Raw genomic sequence first — 15781 nt, 5'->3', positions numbered from 1 at the left:
GCGTGCGGTGTGCGCCACGCCGGCAGTTCTTAGCCGGCGGACGCCACCCAGCGCGATCGCTGCCCGGGAGACAAGGGCATGCAGTCGTGTCGACCTCGCATCGTGCTCTTTCTCCGGGGGGATTCATGAGCAGCCAGATGACGAGCGGCCGTTCCATGTCAGGACGCCGCTTTTTTTGTGTTCTCGCAGCCAGCGCGCTGTCGTTGATTTCCGCCGCGCAAGCCAGCGCGGAAACGCTCCGAGTGGCCACGCCGTATCCGGCCGTCAATTTCCATACGCAAAACCTGCAGGCCTTTGCCAGCGCTGTCAGCAGCGCCACCAATGGCGGTCTCAAGCTCGAGGTCTATCCGAACGGCACGCTGCTCAAGCCGGCCGCCATCTTTGACGGCGTCAAGGACGGCAAGGCGGAAGCGGGCGAAGTGATGCTCTCGACGCTGGCTCAGCGCGATCCGCTTTTCGGCGTGGATTCGATTCCCTTCGTGGTGTCGGGCTACAACGATGCGCGCCTGCTGTGGGATGCCTCGCGCAGCCACATCGAAGCGTTGATGAAGGCCAATGGTTTGCGCCTACTGTTCGCCGTGCCCTGGCCGCCGCAGAACCTGTATTCCGAAACACCGATCGCCCGTTTGTCCGACCTGAAAGGACATCGTTTGCGCACCTATAACGCCGCGCAAAAACGCATTGCCGAGCTGTACGGCGCGCAGGCCGTGCAGGTGGAAGCCGCTGATCTGACTGCCGCGATTGCCGGCGGCCGGATCGACACGATGGTCACCTCGCCGTCCACTGGTCTGGAGACGAAGGCTGGCCAGCGCATGACCTATTACTACAAGGTCAACGCGTGGATCCCGAAGAACGCCGTGTTCGTGAACGAGGCGCGCTTTGCCAAGCTCCCGCCCGCGACGCAGCAGACCGTGCTCAAACTCGCCAAGGATTACGAGGCGCGCGGTTGGGATTCCAGCCGCCAGACCTACGAGCGCGACGAAGCCGAACTCGCCAAGACCGGCGTGCGCGTGCTCAATCCCGACGTGACCCTGCAGGGCGACATGCGCCGCCTGGGCGAACGTCTGACGCGCGAATGGCTGCATACCGCGGGCACGGAAGAAGTCGACATCCTGTTGAACTTCGAGAACAAGCGCAGCAAGGCAAACTGACGCCGCAATGCGCTTGGGCATGATGTTCGACAGACGTTTATCATCGTTTTTGTCTTACGCAGCACGCAGGAGAACATCATGCCTACCGTCCTCGTCACCGGTTTCGACCCGTTCGAGAACGAACCTATCAATCCGTCGTGGGAAGCCGTGCGCACCCTCGATGGCCAGGGAATCGCCGGTGCCGACATCGTCGTGCGCCAGTTGCCGACCGTCTTTGGTGAATCCAACAAAGTGCTCGGCAAGTTGCTGCAGACCTTGCAGCCGGATGTGGTGATCGCCGTCGGGCAGGCCGGTGGCCGCGCCGAGATGGCCATCGAGCGCGTCGCCATCAATGTTGACGACGCCCGCATTGCCGACAACGCCGGCAAGCAACCAATCGATATCGCCATCGCGAGTGATGGGCCGGCCGCGTATTTTTCAACGCTGCCGATCAAGACGATCGTGCGTGAACTGCGTGCGGGCGGTGTTCCCGCCTCCGTCTCGCAGACAGCGGGCACCTTTGTCTGCAACCACGTCTTCTATGGGCTGATGCATGCCATCGCCCGGCAGAAGCTGCCCACGCGCGGCGGCTTCATCCACATCCCGTATCTGCCGTCGCAGGCCGCCCAGCATCCGGGGCAACCGAGCATGGCGCACGACACCATCGTCATCGGCCTGCGAATCGCCATCGAGACAACGCTGCGCACGCTGCACGACGTACGCGAAACCGGCGGCCAGTTGCACTAAGCCGGCGTGGCGGCACGCGCTCTGGTCAGTCCGTGAGGCGCGTATGCCGTTGCAGCTCGATGCGCACCGGCGTGCCGGGCGGCGCATAGGCTGATGTGATCGGCGCCGTCGCGGCCGTTGCCCACTCAACTTCGATGGTCGCTGGCGCTTCGTCGTGCAATACCGGGGTGCGCTGCAACTTGGGATGCGTCGGCGCGGGCGCAACGGCCTGCCGCAGTGCGCGCGGTCGCATCGGTTTCGCCGGCAATTGCGTCACGGCCGGCGATGCAGCAGCGATGACCGGCGCGGCCACTTCCGTTTCGTCGAACGCCATGTCGGGCGCCTCGACAACGTCGGCTGGCGCTGTGGTCACGGCTTCGGATTCCGGGGCTTCGTTGATTTCCACGGGCGTCACCGGTGATGCAGGAGGATGTTCAAGCGGAACCGGCGGTGCGGTCGGCTGGGCGAGGGCGGCCACGGTTGTTTGATCAAGCTCTGCGGCCGGCTGCCGATGCTGCCCGGTCTGCCAGCCAAGCAGCGCGGCCGCCAGCGTGCATGCCATGCCAATCGACAGCGCGGTCATGCGTTGAGGCCACTGCCTATGGCGGGCTGTACCGGCGTTACCGCACGAGTGGGCTGCTGGATCGATCGATGCGCTGACCTGTGTCGCGGCGCCGGGCTGCGCGCTGTCGAGTGCTGGCCCGAAGGGCGGCGGCATACGCACCAAGCCCGGTAGGCGCAGGTGTCCGTCGATGATGAAGTTGGGGGATTCCAAGTCCGTCTCCGCTGATGGCCGCAGCGCGCATCCAAGCCGGCTGCGCGAGCAGCGCCATGCTAAGTGGCAGATGGACGGTGGTCGATCAGATTGCTCTTAAGTCGATGCGCGTTGCACCGAAGGCGGAGAGGTCGCTGGCCTGCCGCAGTTGCGCCAAGCCAGAAAGGTGAATGTCAAAGACCTTGACGAGACGTTTAAGGTGCTGGCGACCAGTGCGGATCGTTGAGCTGTTTTTCCAGCAAGCGGATCTGCTGCTGCAGCGATTCGACCTGGGTCTGGTATGCGCGGCGCTCGATGTCCAGCGCCTTCGTCTCCTGACGCATGGTCTGCTGTTCGGTCAGCATTTTCTGACGCTGCGCCTGCATGATGCGCACTTCCTGGCTGAGAGATGCGGCGCGCTGCTGGGCTGCCTGGGCTTCGCGCTCCAGTTGCGCCTTTTGGCCCGCCGTGACGGCGCGGCGCAGATCATCTTCGGCCCACGTCCGGGTCTGGCTGGCCAGCGTTTCGTATGCGCCTTCGGCCGGAGCGGCCGACGCAAACTTGTACACACGCCACAATTCTTTGCGATACGACAGGGCCACGTAGGCCGTGGTGTCTTCGTTGACGAGCAGCAGGCTCGTGCCGTAGTCGCCGTTGTAGGTCGTGCGCAGTTCGGTCAGACGCTTCTGCGCCAGTAACTGCTGCAGTTCAGCGACGGTGCCGCCCGACGCAGCCGTGGTTACTGCCGGTGCTTGTGGTGCGCTTGCTTGCGCGTGGACCAGGCCAGCGCCTGCAACCGAGGCTGCGGCGACGAACGAGAGAGCGGTTCGGCGGAGTACGAGAGACATCGCAAGGTTCAGAAATCGGAGCCGACGCGACTATATCAGCTTTGTGCGCCCGGCCCCGCAGGCAGCGTACCGATTTGACCTTCCGTCGCCTTTGAATCATGGCGGCGTCGCGCCTCGGCCACGATGCACTGCCATTCGCTGAAAGACACGCGCTCGCGGAAGATCTCGATCAGGAAGTCGCCCACGTCCTGGTGCCGCTTTGACGTGCCAAGCGCGGCTTTCAAGCGCCGCAACTCTCTCTGCAAACGCGTGACGCGGGCCCGTGCGTTGGCCTGTTGCAATGAGCCGATGGGAAATGTTCTTACGGATGCTTCGGCTGCTGCCAACGCTCGCACGAGGTCGGCGCGTTGCTGCTGAAGCGATTCCGTCGCGTCGTTGCGACTACCGAGGGTATCTGGGAAAGGAGATTGCGTGTCCTCGAGGCGACCGAAGGCGTGGCGCATGTCGATGCTCCTGTATCGGGTTTAGGTGCCCGACCCCCGACGCCAATCGGGGTGGCCGGGCACAAGGCAAGGTTGGCGTACCGGCGATACAGGAAACCGGCGAGCGCGAGCGCTCCCTCACCAAGGCCCGGCCATAAGAGACGCTTGATGAACGGGCGTAAAAAAACCGCCAGCCGGCGGTTACCCGCCTGTATCTGCTCTCGGACGCCAATCCGAGGTCACGTTGTGTGCGTGACGGGCGGCAGTATAGCGCAGGGGGCACGCGCTATTTGTGCCAGATGGTGATGCGACGGTGCCGTGATATCGACGGGTGGCCGGGCACAAGGCGAGGTTGGCGTACCGGTGACAAAGGAAACCGGCGAGCGCAAGCGCTCCCTTGCCAAGGCCCGGCCATGAAAAAAGCGGGTATCAGCGGCTTTGCATCTCTTTGAGCCACAGGCTCATCAGCCCCGCGCGGCCACGCACGCCGAACTTGCGATAGACGCTCGTGATGTAAGAGTGCGTGGTCGACGTGGCCAGACCGAGCTGTTCCGCAATCTGTTTTTCTGCGGCTTCAGTCAACAGCAACTGCAATACCCTGGATTCGTGAGGTGCCAGACGCGCCTGCAGTTGCGCCAGTGGGCTGGGCTCCGCCAGCGTCCTCAATGCGGTGACATTGCGCGCCACGCCAATGCGCAGTCGATGCTCCACGTTCCACTGTGCCGACCATGACAAATGGACATCGGTGCCCGACTGGTGCCGATAGCGATTCTCAAATCCGGTGCATCTAATGCCAGCCTGCACGCGACCCGCTTGCTTTTGCGTTCTGTCGCGGTCGTCCGGCGCCACGAGTTCGAGCATGGTCTGCCCCAGCAGATCGGATGCCCGATAACCCAGAATGTCTTCCCACGCTGCATTGGCGTGACGAATCCGCCCACGCTCGTCGACCAGGAAGACGCCGTCTGGAAGACTATTGGCTAAAGCAATCGCGCTTACATCCTTGAGGATTTCCATGGTCTGCCGCGGGTGGTTGCAATACAAAGAACCGATAGCCAGGCGCCGATGTGCTTTACCAGCCGTGTGCCACGTTCAACACGGACACGCGGCTGCACCAAAGTTGTGATTACCGCCCCTCGGCTCCATTTCCCACGCTCCGGCTCGCATGGACTGCATTTGGCGGCAGGTGCTTGCCCTCTATTTAGCAGGGTGCCAGTCAGAATAGCGTCTGCTATCGTTCCCGACAATATTCGGCATTGGCATCACGCCTAATAAAAAAGTTCAGCGCCCGCGCGGTTCCATGGAGCCGACGCAGGGTGGGCAACGGGGAAACAGCAGGTCGCTTGGCCTAGTCAGGCCAGGTCAGCTTCCGAGGAATGGGGTGAGCGGATTCACCCCGTTTTTTCGAGTTGGCATTCCGGCGATATTGCTTGGCGTTGATGCACGGGTGATCACCAATCAGATGATTGGTGAAAACCGCATAATAACGAGTCAGACCGACTTAGAAGAACGGGGAATGTCTTTACGCGCTCGACCTGCCTCAAGCCCCTTTCGGGGCTTGAGGGGGTGCTCGCGTCCCTCCTTTGGCAACGGGGCATGTCAGAGCGCTGCCAGGGTATTTCATTCCATAAAATAATAAAAAATAGAACTATTTTGATTTACCGCTCGAATCATATGAATTTGATTTGCAAGGTCAGGTTGTACCAAGATCGCGGCAATTATTTCGCGGTGTTGGTAGCGCCGGACGCGATGTGCTCCAGCACCGGGCGGAACGTAGCCGAAGCGTTAGCAAATCTGGGCCGCTCCATGGCCGAGAATCCTCTCCCTCAATCGGTAGATCTCCCGATCAAGCCGAAAGAGCGCAAGAAGAGAGGTCCGGTAGGAGCACCGCCGTCGGATCCTCGTGAAGTTTCCCGCGCTGTCCCACCCGTTAAACGCCTCCTTGAAGAGCGCTTCGGGAGGGCGACCTTGCGTGAGCTTTCAGAAAAACTGGGTTTGGACGACGTCACGCCGCAATTGCTGTCGTCTTCCATCGCCGGCAATGGAGCGAAGCGCGTTCGTCTCGCCATTGCCAAGGCGCTCGGAGAAGACGCCGATGTGCTTTGGCCTACGGCGCGGCACTGACAAAGCGGCGCTGGCTGGAAGAGTGGTGGGGAGGAATCTGGCGCGCCTTGGAACAAGGGCTGGCGGAAGCGGTGAGATTCGAACTCACGGATGGGTCACCCCATCGGCAGTTTTCAAGACTGCTGCCTTAAACCACTCGGCCACGCTTCCTTCGTGCTGCGCTGCTCGTTGCGAGCAAGGGCGCCATTGTAACGGTACATGGCGCAACTTGGCACCGGTTACCGTCAGTTTTCGTCGTCGGCCAAGAACAATTCCTGCAAATCGTTGAGGAACCGTTGCCCCAGCTCGGTCAGGCGGATGGCGACATGGTCGCGCGTCAGCAGGCCGCGCTGCTCGGCGACGTCGAGTTGTCGCTCAATGGAGCGCAACGGCAGGCCAGTGCGTTCCTGGAACAACGTGACGGGAAAACCGTCCGTCAGTCGCAGCGCATTGAGCATGAACTCGAACGGCAGGTCGGCAGCGTCGACTTCGCGCTGCTCCTGCATGACCGCCGCACCGCCGGCTGTCTCGGCCTGGCGCAGATACGTGTCCGGATGCTTGTGCCGCATCTCGCGGATGACCCGGTGCGGAAAACTGAGCTTGCCGTGCGCGCCCGGGCCAATGCCGAGGTAATCGCCGAATTGCCAGTAGTTCAGGTTGTGCTTGCAGCGCTTGCCGGCCTTGGCGTATGCCGACACCTCGTAGTGCTCGTAGCCTGCCGCTGCCAACCGCGCGTGAATCCAGTCCTGCATTGCAAACGCCGCGTCGTCATCCGGCAGCGCGGGCGGGTACTTGGCGAAGTAGGTGTTCGGCTCCAGCGTCAGGTGGTACAGCGACACGTGATTCGTATCGAACGACAACGCGGCCTCAACATCGGCCTCGCACTCGGCAAGTGTCTGGCCCGGCAGCGCGAACATCAGGTCGAGGTTGATGTTGTCGAAATGCGCGCGGGCGATGTCGATGGCGGCGCGCGCTTCGGCGGCACTATGGATGCGGCCCAGGGCCTGCAGGTGCGCATCGTTGAAGCTTTGGATGCCGATCGACAGGCGGTTCACGCCGCTGGCGCGGTAGCTACGGAAGCGTTCTGCCTCGAAGGTGCCCGGGTTGGCCTCCATCGTGATCTCGGCGTCGGCGTCAACTGGCAGCAGCATGCGGATGTCCGACAGCAAGCGGTCTAGCCCTTGCGCCGACAACAGGCTCGGCGTACCGCCCCCGATGAAGATCGTGTGCACATGCCGGCCCCACACCATCGGCAGCGCGGCCTCCAGGTCTTGCCGCACGGCAGCCAGAAAGCGCTCTTCCGGGATGCCCTGTTCCGGCTCTGCATGCGAGTTGAAATCGCAGTACGGACACTTGCGTACGCACCACGGCACGTGCACGTACAAGGACAGCGGCGGCGAAGCGGGCAGGCTGATCTTGCCCGGCTGCAGGAAGACGGAGGTGACCTTGTCACCGGTTTCAGCGGCGGTTGCGGAAGGCGCCTTGGCTGCGCCGGCGGGGTGAATCGGAATCATCGGAACGTCAGGCGTTTTCAAAGGTGCGCAGCCGTTCGACGAGCTGCGCGAGGGCTTGTGCACGATGGCTCACGCTGTTCTTCTCGGCCTTGGTCAGCTCGGCGGCCGTTTTGCCGAGATCGGGCAGCAGGAAGTACGGGTCGTAGCCGAAGCCGCCGTCGCCGCGCGGTGTGTCGATCACCTCGCCAAACCAGTTGCCTTCGGCAATGATCGGCTGTGGGTCATCCGCATGGCGCACGTAGACGAGCACGCAAACATAGTGTGCTCCGCGATCGGCTTTGCCGGCCAGTTCGCGGACGAGGCGGGCGTTGTTGGCAGCATCCGATTTGGGCTCCCCCGCCAGTTGCGCATAGCGCGCGGAATACACGCCCGGCGCGCCCCCCAGGGCATGCACGCAGATGCCGGAGTCGTCTGCCAGCGCGGGCAGGCCAGACGCGCGGCTCGCATGGCGTGCCTTGGTGAGCGCGTTTTCAACGAAGGTCGCATAGGGCTCCTCCGCCTCGGGAATGCCGAGCGCGCCTTGCGGCGTCACGTCAAACCCGAGCGTGCCCAGCAGCGCGTTGAATTCGGTCAGCTTCCCGGCGTTGTTCGATGCGAGAACGATCTTGCGCATGGCCGTGTCGCTCAGAGGCCCAGCGCCTGCTTCTGCAGGCCGATCAGCGTGCGGATGCCTTGGTCGGCGAGCCCCAGCAGCGCGTCCATTTCGGCGCGTGAGAACGGCGTGCCTTCTGCAGTGCCTTGCACTTCCACAAAGCCACCGCTGCCCGTCATGACGACGTTCATGTCGGTATCGCACGCCGAGTCTTCGGGGTAGTCGAGGTCGAGCACCGGTACGCCGTCGACCACGCCCACCGACACGGCAGCCACGAAATCGCGGATCGGGTTGCCCACCAGCTGGCCCTTTTCGCGCATGACAGAGACTGCGTCATATGCCGCGACGAACGCGCCGGTAATGCTGGCGGTGCGTGTGCCGCCGTCGGCCTGCAGCACGTCGCAGTCGAGATGCAGCGTGTGCTCGCCCAGCGCGCGCAGATCGAACACCGAGCGCATCGCGCGGCCGATCAGGCGCTGGATCTCCTGCGTGCGGCCCGTCTGCTTGCCGCGTGCGGCCTCGCGGTCGGAGCGCGTGTGCGTCGAGCGCGGCAGCATGCCGTACTCGGCCGTCACCCAGCCCTCGCCGCTGCCCTTTTTGTGCGGCGGCACCTTGGGCAGCACGCTGGCCGTGCAGAGCACTTGCGTGTCGCCAAAGCACACCAGTACCGAGCCTTCGGCGTGGCGCGTGAAGTTGCGGGTAAGGGTGACGGGGCGGAGTTGGTCGGGCTGGCGGCCGCTGGGTCGCATGTGGGGTCTCGCTGAAGAAAACGGATAGCCCGACATGATACCGGCCCGCGCTGCGCTTGGCAGGGCGGGCCGGAGGAGGGCGGTGCAACGGCGTTTAGCGCGTCAGATTGCTGGTCTTGTCGATGGCGGCACGGATTTCAGCGATGGAGCGCTCGATTTCCTCTTCCGACATCAGCCCCGATTCGCTTTGCGGCGCGTCCAGGATGGACGTGGTGAACGCGTTCAGGGGAAGGGTATCGGTCTGCACCGAATCCTGCGTGGTGGTCACCGCGTCCAGCTCCCACATCATGGCGATGGCGGTGGTGTTATCGGCGGTGTCGCCGGCATTGCGCAGCGCGCGGGCAATCAGTTCGGGAATCGCCTGCGTGACCGAGAAACTGGTGCAGGTATCAACCAGTTCGTCCTCCTGCACGCTGCCCCATAGGCCGTCGGAGCACAGCATGGCAACGTCGCCCGGCTCCAGATTGACGGGTCCGCCGATGTCGATCAGCGGCAGATTGGGCGAGCCCAGGCAGTTGTAGATCTTGTTGCGCTCGGGGTGATGCGCGACCTGCATCGGCAGCACACGGTCTTGCTGCAGCAGGTTCTCGATCTTGGAGTGATCGCGCGTGCGCGTCACCAGTTCGCCCTTGCGCATCAGATACATGCGCGAATCCCCAGCGTGCGCCCAGTGCAGCGAGCCCCGCTGGGCCAGCGCGCAGACGATGGTCGTGCGCGGCGCATCGGGCAGGCCGTTCGTCTCGGCATAGCGATGGATGTCGCGGTGCGCGAGCATGATGCTCTCGTGCAGGAAATCACGCGGATTGCGAATCGACGGACGCGCGTGGCGCTGGAACTGGCGCGCCATGGTCTGCAGCGCCTGCTGGGCCGCAACTTCGCCCAGGGAATGCCCGCCCAGGCCGTCGCACAGCACCATCAGCATGGCGTCACGCGTGAAGCAGTAGCCCATGCGGTCCTGGTTGACGCGTCGCGCGCCTTTTTTGCTTTCTTGATAAACCGAGAATCGCATTGCGGCTAGATGAATATTCGGTGAGGGAGGCGGTGCAGCGGCAAGTCCCGCCTAGTGTTGCACCATTTCGGAATCATACTCCGCCTGTCAGCGGCGATCGGGCGCTCAACTGTCCCGGCGGCGCAACAGACGGCTCATGAAACGCGTCGTCAACGCCTCTTTTTCTTCTGTCACGGGGCCGCCCTGGGTGACAGCGGTCAGCGCCTGCAATTCGGTCAGCGCGTTGCTTTCTTCGCGCAGCACCTTTTGCAGACGGAACACGCTCTGGGGGCGCTCTTCGGGCTTCATCTTCAGGCACCAGCCGACCAGATCGATGAGGCTGGCTGTATAGACCTTGCGCAGGCGCTCCAGGCCTTCTTCCAGCTTGTCGTCTTTCTCGCGCTGCGTGGCTTCCTGGGGCGGCGTGCCGGCCATGCAGGCATAGATCGTGGCGCCGATGCTGTAGATGTCCGTCCACGGTCCCAGCTCGTTGTGCTTGCGGTACAGCTCCGGCGCGGCAAAGCCCGGCGTGTACATCGGCTGGAAGCGCGAGGCCTCGGCCGTGAGCGTCTGCCGTGCGGCACCGAAGTCGAGCAGGATCGGCGAGAAATCCTCGCGCAGGTAAATGTTGCCGGGCTTGATGTCGAGGTGCAGCAGCTTGTGGATGTGGACCTCGCGCAGCCCGCTCATCAGGTCATGGAACACCTGGCGGATGAAGCGCTCGCGCAGCATCTTCAGCTTGCCTTGCTGGCGCGCTGTGAGGATGTGTTCTTGCAGCGTTTTACCCTGCTCGTACGTCATCACCATGTAGACGGTGCCGTTTTCCCGGAAGAAATTGAGCACTCGCACGATGGCAGGGTGAGAAATCTTGGCCAGCGACCGGCCTTCTTCAAAGAAGTATTTGAGCCCGAGGCGGAACGCGCTCGCGCTTTCTTCAGGCACGACGGGAATCAATTCGCCGGGCGCACGACGGGCCAGCGAAGACGGCAGATATTCCTTCACGGCCACCGGCGTCCCATGCTCGTCGGTCGCAAGATAGACGAAGCTGAACCCCCCGCTGGCCAACTTCTTTACAATACGATAATTGGACAGCAAGGTGCCCACCGGCAACGGGGCACTGCGTGGCTGTCCTGAGCCTTTTGACTCTGTCATGGGTTTGTGTGGCGAAATGGCTGTCGGATTCTCCCTGACCAGTCCACACGTTGTAAAGCGACAAAAGGTGGGGGATTCCCCGCCAATTCCGGGCGTTAAATACCGCCGCCGGATTTCCCGATTCGACCAAGAACAACACACCACGATTCCATGATCCACAGCATGACCGGCTACGGCGTCGCCACACGCCAGGCAGCCTTTACCGATGCCCATGGCGCCCCCAGCGGCAGCGTCGCCACCGTCTCGGTCGAATTCCGCACCGTCAACTCGCGCTTCCTCGATCTGCTCTTCCGCGCGCCGGAAGAGTGCCGCGCCTTCGAGCCGGCCCTGCGCGAAATGCTGATGAGCGCGCTTTCGCGCGGCAAGCTGGAATGCCGGATCAACCTGCAACGCCAGGAAGCCGCCAGCGATGTCGCGGCGCTCAATGTGGAACTGCTGCAACAGCTGGCGAAGCTGGAGCAGGCGGTCACGCGCTACTTGCCGGCATCGGGTTCGCTGCGCATGGGCGAAATCCTGCGCTGGCCCGGCGTGCTGGCCGAGCCGCAACTGACACAAGACACGCTGCGCGACGCCGTGATCGAGGCTGCCAAAGAGGCGCTCAAGCAACTTCTGGAGTCGCGCCGTCGCGAAGGTGATGCCCTGAAGGCCGTTTTGCTGGACCGCGCTGACGCGATGCTGGCCATCGTCGACAAACTGACGCCGATGGTGCCGGAGCTGATCCAGCAGCATCAGGACAAGCTGACCGAACGCCTGCGCGAGGCGTTTGGCTTGGCTGCGCCCGACGGCACCCCGGCACTGACGCGCGACGAGCTGTCGGAGCGCATCCGCCAGGAAGCCACCGTCTACGGCATCCGCATCGACATCGCCGAAGAACTCTCGCGCCTCCAGGCGCATCTGCGCGAAACGCGCCACATCCTGGAGAAGGGCGGCCAGATCGGCAAACGCCTGGACTTCATGATGCAGGAGCTGAACCGCGAGGCGAATACGCTCGGCTCGAAGGCGGCCGCCAAGGAACTGGCCGATGCATCGATGGAACTCAAGCTGCTCATCGAGCAGATGCGCGAGCAGGTACAGAATCTCGAATAACTTGAAACGCTAGAACTAGAACATGCCATCCTATCAAGCGCACTCTGCCGTCGATACGCCCATCGAGAATCACTTTCCGGGCAGCCTGTTCATGGTCGTCGCACCGTCGGGCGCCGGTAAGTCGACGCTGGTGAATGCGCTGCTGGCGCACGATTCGTCGATTCGCCTGTCGGTTTCGGCCACCACGCGCAAGCCGCGCCCGGGCGAGCAGCACGGCCGCGAGTACAACTTCATGACCGTCGAGGAGTTCAAGGCTTGCCGTGATCGCGGCGAGTTTCTCGAATGGGCAGAGGTGCACGGCAACTACTACGCCACTTCGCGCGTGTGGATCGAAGAACAGATGCGCGCCGGCACCGACGTGCTGCTCGAAATCGACTGGCAGGGCGCGCAGCAGGTGCATCGCCGGTTCGCCAATGCCGTAGAGATCTTCATCCTGCCGCCGTCGCTCACGGCGCTGGAGGATCGTCTGAAGAAGCGCGGCCAGGACGAGCCGAACGTGATCGTGCGCCGCCTGCTCGCGGCGGGCTCCGAGATGGCGCACGCGCCCGAGGCCGACTACGTGATCATCAACGAAGTGTTCGACACGGCATTGGCCGAGTTGCGCACCGTGGTGCAGGCCACGCGCCTGCGCTTTGGTGCCCAGAAGGCGCGCCACGGCGAGCTGTTCGTCGAACTGGGCATTCACTGAGCAAGCAACGCAATCGCGTTTTTCAGCGCGGTTGCGAAAGTGTGGTAGCGCCTGTGCCCAAGTGCAGTCGGAAGCGAGTGCTGCGCTGCTGCTAAAATGTCGAGATCAACAAGATTTGCCTCAAGGTGGAGTTTTCATGGCGCGTATTACCGTCGAAGATTGCTTGAAACAGATTCCGAATCGCTTCGAACTGGCATTGGCCGCAACGTACCGCGCCCGTCAGTTGGTGCAGGGCCACACGCCCAAGGTCGATGCCAAGGACAAGCCGACCGTGACCGCATTGCGTGAAATCGCATCGGGCCAGGTCGGTATCGAGATGCTCAAGAAGGTTCCGTCCTGAGCTGACACGCGTTACTTGGCATTACCTGGCGTGGTACGCTGCCCCGGTCACTGATCGTTCTTGCGATCTTTCGTGGATGTGAAAGACGCGAACGCACTAGACCCCGGCATGCCTACCTCGCCCGCTTCTTCTTCGCCCAGGACCCAACATTCCGCCACGCGCGAACACAACGTGCCGTCGGTGGAATCGTCCACGAGGTCGTCCGGTCCTGAGTCGGGCACTTCCACGGTCCCCTCCGGGTCCTCCACTGCTTCCGTCGTTCCCATGCCGTCATCCGCTTCCGGCTCCGGCCCCGCGTCGCCCCGTACGGGCGCGCCGAACTTGCCTGATCCGCGTGGTGCCGACCTGGTAGGGGAGCGGGCAGCCCTGCCGCCCAAGTCGCACAAGGCTGCAAGCGCCGACGTGCCTGCGCAGGCAGCCAAGCCGGAGGGCGGCGACACGCTATTCATCGATGCGGTGCTGGAGCAGACCTATCGGCATTTGTTCGGCCCGACCTCGCAGCCGGCGGCACCGCCGCGCCAGCAGGTCGTCTCCATTTCGGGGCTGACCGAAAAGCTGTCGTATCTGAAGCCGGCCGACCTGAAGCTGGTGAAGGAAGCCTTCCACTTTTCCGACGAAGCGCATCTCGGGCAGTACCGCCAGAGCGGCGAGCCGTACATCACGCATCCCGTGGCCGTGGCAGAGATTTGCGCGGGCTGGAAGCTGGATGTGCAATCGATCATGGCAGCGCTGCTGCACGATGTGATCGAAGACCAGGGCGTGACCAAGAGCGAACTGGCCGAGAAGTTCGGCCCCAAGGTCGCGGAACTGGTCGACGGCCTGACCAAGTTGGACAAACTCGAATTCCAGAGCCGCGAGCAGGCGCAAGCCGAGAGCTTCCGCAAGATGCTGCTCGCGATGGCGCGCGATGTGCGCGTGATTCTCGTCAAGTTGGCCGATCGCACGCACAACATGCGCACGCTCGACCACGTGCCGCCGGAGAAGCGGCGCCGCATTGCCGGCGAGACGACGGAGATTTACGCCCCGATCGCGCACCGCCTCGGCCTGAATACGACGTATCGGGAGTTGCAGGAACTGAGTTTCCGTATCGGTTCGCCGTTCCGGTATGCCACGCTCGAGAAAGCGGTGAAGGCCGCGCGCGGCAATCGACGCGAAGTCGTGAGCCGCATTCTCGAAACGGCCCAGCGTGCGCTGACCGATGCGGGCATTCCGGCCGAGATGACTGGCCGCGAAAAAACGCTGTACAGCATCTACCGCAAGATGCACGACAAGCAGTTGTCGTTTTCGCAGGTGCTGGACGTGTATGGATTCCGCGTGGTGGTCGACACGCAGATGCAGTGCTACATGACGATGGGTGCGCTGCACAGCCTGTACAAGCCGATGCCCGGCAAGTTCAAGGATTACATCGCCATCCCCAAGATCAACGGTTATCAGTCGCTGCACACGACGCTGGTGGGCCCGTTCGGTACGCCGGTCGAGTTTCAGATCCGCACCCGCGAGATGAACCAGATTGCGGAAGCCGGCGTGGCTGCGCACTGGATGTACAAACAGCACCACGACGAGCCCGATCGGGCTCAGCAACAAGCGCATCAGTGGTTGCAATCGCTGCTCGACATTCAAAGCCAGACGGGGGATTCGCAGGAGTTTCTCGAGCACGTCAAGATCGACCTGTTCCCGGATGCGGTCTACGTGTTCACGCCCAAGGGCGAGATCCGCGCGCTGCCGCGCGGTGCTACGGCGCTGGACTTCGCCTACGCGGTGCACAGTGACCTTGGCAACCAGTGCGTAGCCGTCAAGATCAACAACGAGCTGCTGCCGCTGCGCACGGAACTGAAGAACGGCGACATCGTCGAGGTGGTGACGGCGCCGTACTCAAAGCCGAACCCCGCATGGCTTACGTTTGTGCGTACGGGCAAGGCGCGCGCCGCGATCCGGCATTTCCTCAAGACGGCCAAGCTGGACGAGGCGATTCAACTGGGCGAGCGTTTGCTCGAACAGGCGCTGCGCCAGATCGGCATCGACATGAAGGCCTTATCCGCCCAGGTGTGGGAGCGCGTCGTGCAGTGGACGGGCAACAAGGCGCGCGAAGACGTGTTTGCGGATCTGGCACTCGGCCGCCGCGTGGCCGCGGTGGTCGCGCGCCGCCTGGAAATCCTCTTGCAGGAAGGCGGGCACGAGGGCGATGAAGCTTTGATGGCGGCCGTACACACCTTCGCGGGGGACGAGGCGCCTGCCGTCACCGTGAGTGGCGACGAAGGCATGGCGATGGTGTTCTCGCCGTGCTGCCGCCCGATTCCCGGCGACCCGATCGTCGGCTATATCGGCAAGGGCGAAGGCTTGCAGATCCACGTGCAGGAATGCCGCGTGGCCAAGCGGCTGCATGGCAAGGATCCGGAGCACTGGATCGACGTCATGTGGGCAGAGCACACGACACGCGCGTTCGACGTGTCGATCAAGGTGCTGGTGCGCAATACGAAGGGCATCCTGGCGCGCGTCGCCGCCGACTTGACGTCGGCCGATGCCAACGTGGCACACGTATCGATGGAGCAGGAGGGCTATCAGGAAGCGACGTACATGACGTTCCTGATCCAGGTGCACGACCGCGTGCACTTGGCCGATGTGATGCGCGCGTTGCGACGGAACCCGGATGTGATTCGCATTGCGCGAGATCGCGGTGGAGATTGATTCTCCA

The 15781-nt window shown here is 63.1% G+C and carries 16 protein-coding genes and 1 tRNA gene; 7 read left to right on the top strand and 10 right to left on the bottom strand.

Going from position 1 to position 15781, the window contains the following annotated elements:
* Positions 1 to 125: 125 nt before the first annotated feature.
* Both AAHM38_RS15180 and pcp read left to right on the top strand, forming a co-directional pair.
* The gene (locus tag AAHM38_RS15180) at positions 126 to 1151 is read left to right on the top strand and encodes a TRAP transporter substrate-binding protein (protein ID WP_116575341.1); all 1026 of its coding nucleotides are present in this window, start codon (positions 126 to 128) and stop codon (positions 1149 to 1151) included.
* Between the two features lie 78 nt (positions 1152 to 1229).
* Positions 1230 to 1877, top strand: a complete 648-nt coding sequence (gene pcp, locus AAHM38_RS15175; protein WP_116575340.1) for a pyroglutamyl-peptidase I — start codon at positions 1230 to 1232, stop codon at positions 1875 to 1877.
* A gap of 25 nt (positions 1878 to 1902) precedes the next feature.
* Here the strand turns inward: pcp and AAHM38_RS15170 are convergent, their stop codons facing one another.
* The 4 genes from AAHM38_RS15170 to AAHM38_RS15155 form a co-directional block, all read right to left on the bottom strand.
* Positions 1903 to 2631: a ribonuclease E gene (locus AAHM38_RS15170; protein ID WP_257019812.1), complete on the bottom strand. Its 729-nt coding sequence runs from the start codon at positions 2629 to 2631 to the stop codon at positions 1903 to 1905.
* 194 nt (positions 2632 to 2825) lie between these two features.
* Complete coding sequence (locus AAHM38_RS15165) at positions 2826 to 3458, bottom strand: DUF2968 domain-containing protein (protein ID WP_012762368.1); 633 nt, start codon at positions 3456 to 3458, stop codon at positions 2826 to 2828.
* A gap of 35 nt (positions 3459 to 3493) precedes the next feature.
* Positions 3494 to 3901, bottom strand: a complete 408-nt coding sequence (locus tag AAHM38_RS15160) for a hypothetical protein (RefSeq protein WP_116575338.1) — start codon at positions 3899 to 3901, stop codon at positions 3494 to 3496.
* A 408-nt stretch (positions 3902 to 4309) separates the two neighbouring features.
* Positions 4310 to 4894: a PAS domain S-box protein gene (locus AAHM38_RS15155; RefSeq protein ID WP_012762366.1), complete on the bottom strand. Its 585-nt coding sequence runs from the start codon at positions 4892 to 4894 to the stop codon at positions 4310 to 4312.
* A gap of 579 nt (positions 4895 to 5473) precedes the next feature.
* Between AAHM38_RS15155 and AAHM38_RS15150 the strand changes: the two genes are divergently transcribed.
* Positions 5474 to 6001: a hypothetical protein gene (locus tag AAHM38_RS15150; protein ID WP_257019811.1), complete on the top strand. Its 528-nt coding sequence runs from the start codon at positions 5474 to 5476 to the stop codon at positions 5999 to 6001.
* 60 nt (positions 6002 to 6061) lie between these two features.
* Here AAHM38_RS15150 and AAHM38_RS15145 read toward each other — a convergent pair.
* From AAHM38_RS15145 to AAHM38_RS15120, 6 genes are all read right to left on the bottom strand, one after another.
* A tRNA-Ser gene (locus AAHM38_RS15145) sits at positions 6062 to 6151 on the bottom strand.
* Positions 6152 to 6225: 74 nt separating this feature from the next.
* Positions 6226 to 7494 (bottom strand): radical SAM family heme chaperone HemW, encoded by a 1269-nt coding sequence (hemW, locus tag AAHM38_RS15140; protein WP_116575337.1) that lies wholly within the window; start codon positions 7492 to 7494, stop codon positions 6226 to 6228.
* A 7-nt stretch (positions 7495 to 7501) separates the two neighbouring features.
* Positions 7502 to 8107: an RdgB/HAM1 family non-canonical purine NTP pyrophosphatase gene (gene rdgB / locus AAHM38_RS15135; protein WP_116575336.1), complete on the bottom strand. Its 606-nt coding sequence runs from the start codon at positions 8105 to 8107 to the stop codon at positions 7502 to 7504.
* A gap of 11 nt (positions 8108 to 8118) precedes the next feature.
* A complete protein-coding gene (gene rph / locus AAHM38_RS15130; protein WP_012762362.1) occupies positions 8119 to 8835 on the bottom strand; it encodes a ribonuclease PH in 717 nt (238 codons plus the stop codon).
* Between the two features lie 94 nt (positions 8836 to 8929).
* The gene (locus AAHM38_RS15125; protein ID WP_116575335.1) at positions 8930 to 9844 is read right to left on the bottom strand and encodes a PP2C family protein-serine/threonine phosphatase; all 915 of its coding nucleotides are present in this window, start codon (positions 9842 to 9844) and stop codon (positions 8930 to 8932) included.
* A 105-nt stretch (positions 9845 to 9949) separates the two neighbouring features.
* On the bottom strand, positions 9950 to 10975 hold the full coding sequence (locus AAHM38_RS15120; protein ID WP_027680974.1) for a serine/threonine-protein kinase: 1026 nt from the start codon (positions 10973 to 10975) through the stop codon (positions 9950 to 9952).
* Between the two features lie 150 nt (positions 10976 to 11125).
* Here AAHM38_RS15120 and AAHM38_RS15115 point away from each other — a divergent pair, with 150 nt between their 5' ends.
* From AAHM38_RS15115 to AAHM38_RS15100, 4 genes are all read left to right on the top strand, one after another.
* The gene (locus tag AAHM38_RS15115) at positions 11126 to 12061 is read left to right on the top strand and encodes a YicC/YloC family endoribonuclease (protein ID WP_037028476.1); all 936 of its coding nucleotides are present in this window, start codon (positions 11126 to 11128) and stop codon (positions 12059 to 12061) included.
* A 22-nt stretch (positions 12062 to 12083) separates the two neighbouring features.
* Positions 12084 to 12749: a guanylate kinase gene (gene gmk, locus AAHM38_RS15110; protein ID WP_116575334.1), complete on the top strand. Its 666-nt coding sequence runs from the start codon at positions 12084 to 12086 to the stop codon at positions 12747 to 12749.
* Between the two features lie 136 nt (positions 12750 to 12885).
* Positions 12886 to 13089 (top strand): DNA-directed RNA polymerase subunit omega, encoded by a 204-nt coding sequence (rpoZ, locus tag AAHM38_RS15105; RefSeq protein ID WP_004630929.1) that lies wholly within the window; start codon positions 12886 to 12888, stop codon positions 13087 to 13089.
* A 264-nt stretch (positions 13090 to 13353) separates the two neighbouring features.
* Positions 13354 to 15774 carry a RelA/SpoT family protein gene (locus tag AAHM38_RS15100; protein WP_116575332.1) on the top strand — a complete coding sequence of 807 codons (2421 nt, stop codon included), beginning with the start codon at positions 13354 to 13356 and terminating at the stop codon, positions 15772 to 15774.
* The last annotated feature ends 7 nt before the right edge of the window (positions 15775 to 15781 follow it).

Origin of the sequence: Ralstonia sp. OTU4908 (assembly GCF_038440115.1) — a bacterium.
In the GTDB taxonomy this organism is placed as follows: domain Bacteria; phylum Pseudomonadota; class Gammaproteobacteria; order Burkholderiales; family Burkholderiaceae; genus Ralstonia; species Ralstonia pickettii.
The sequence above is the reverse complement of the archived record's forward strand: the minus strand, read 5'-3'. Positions and strand labels throughout refer to the sequence as shown.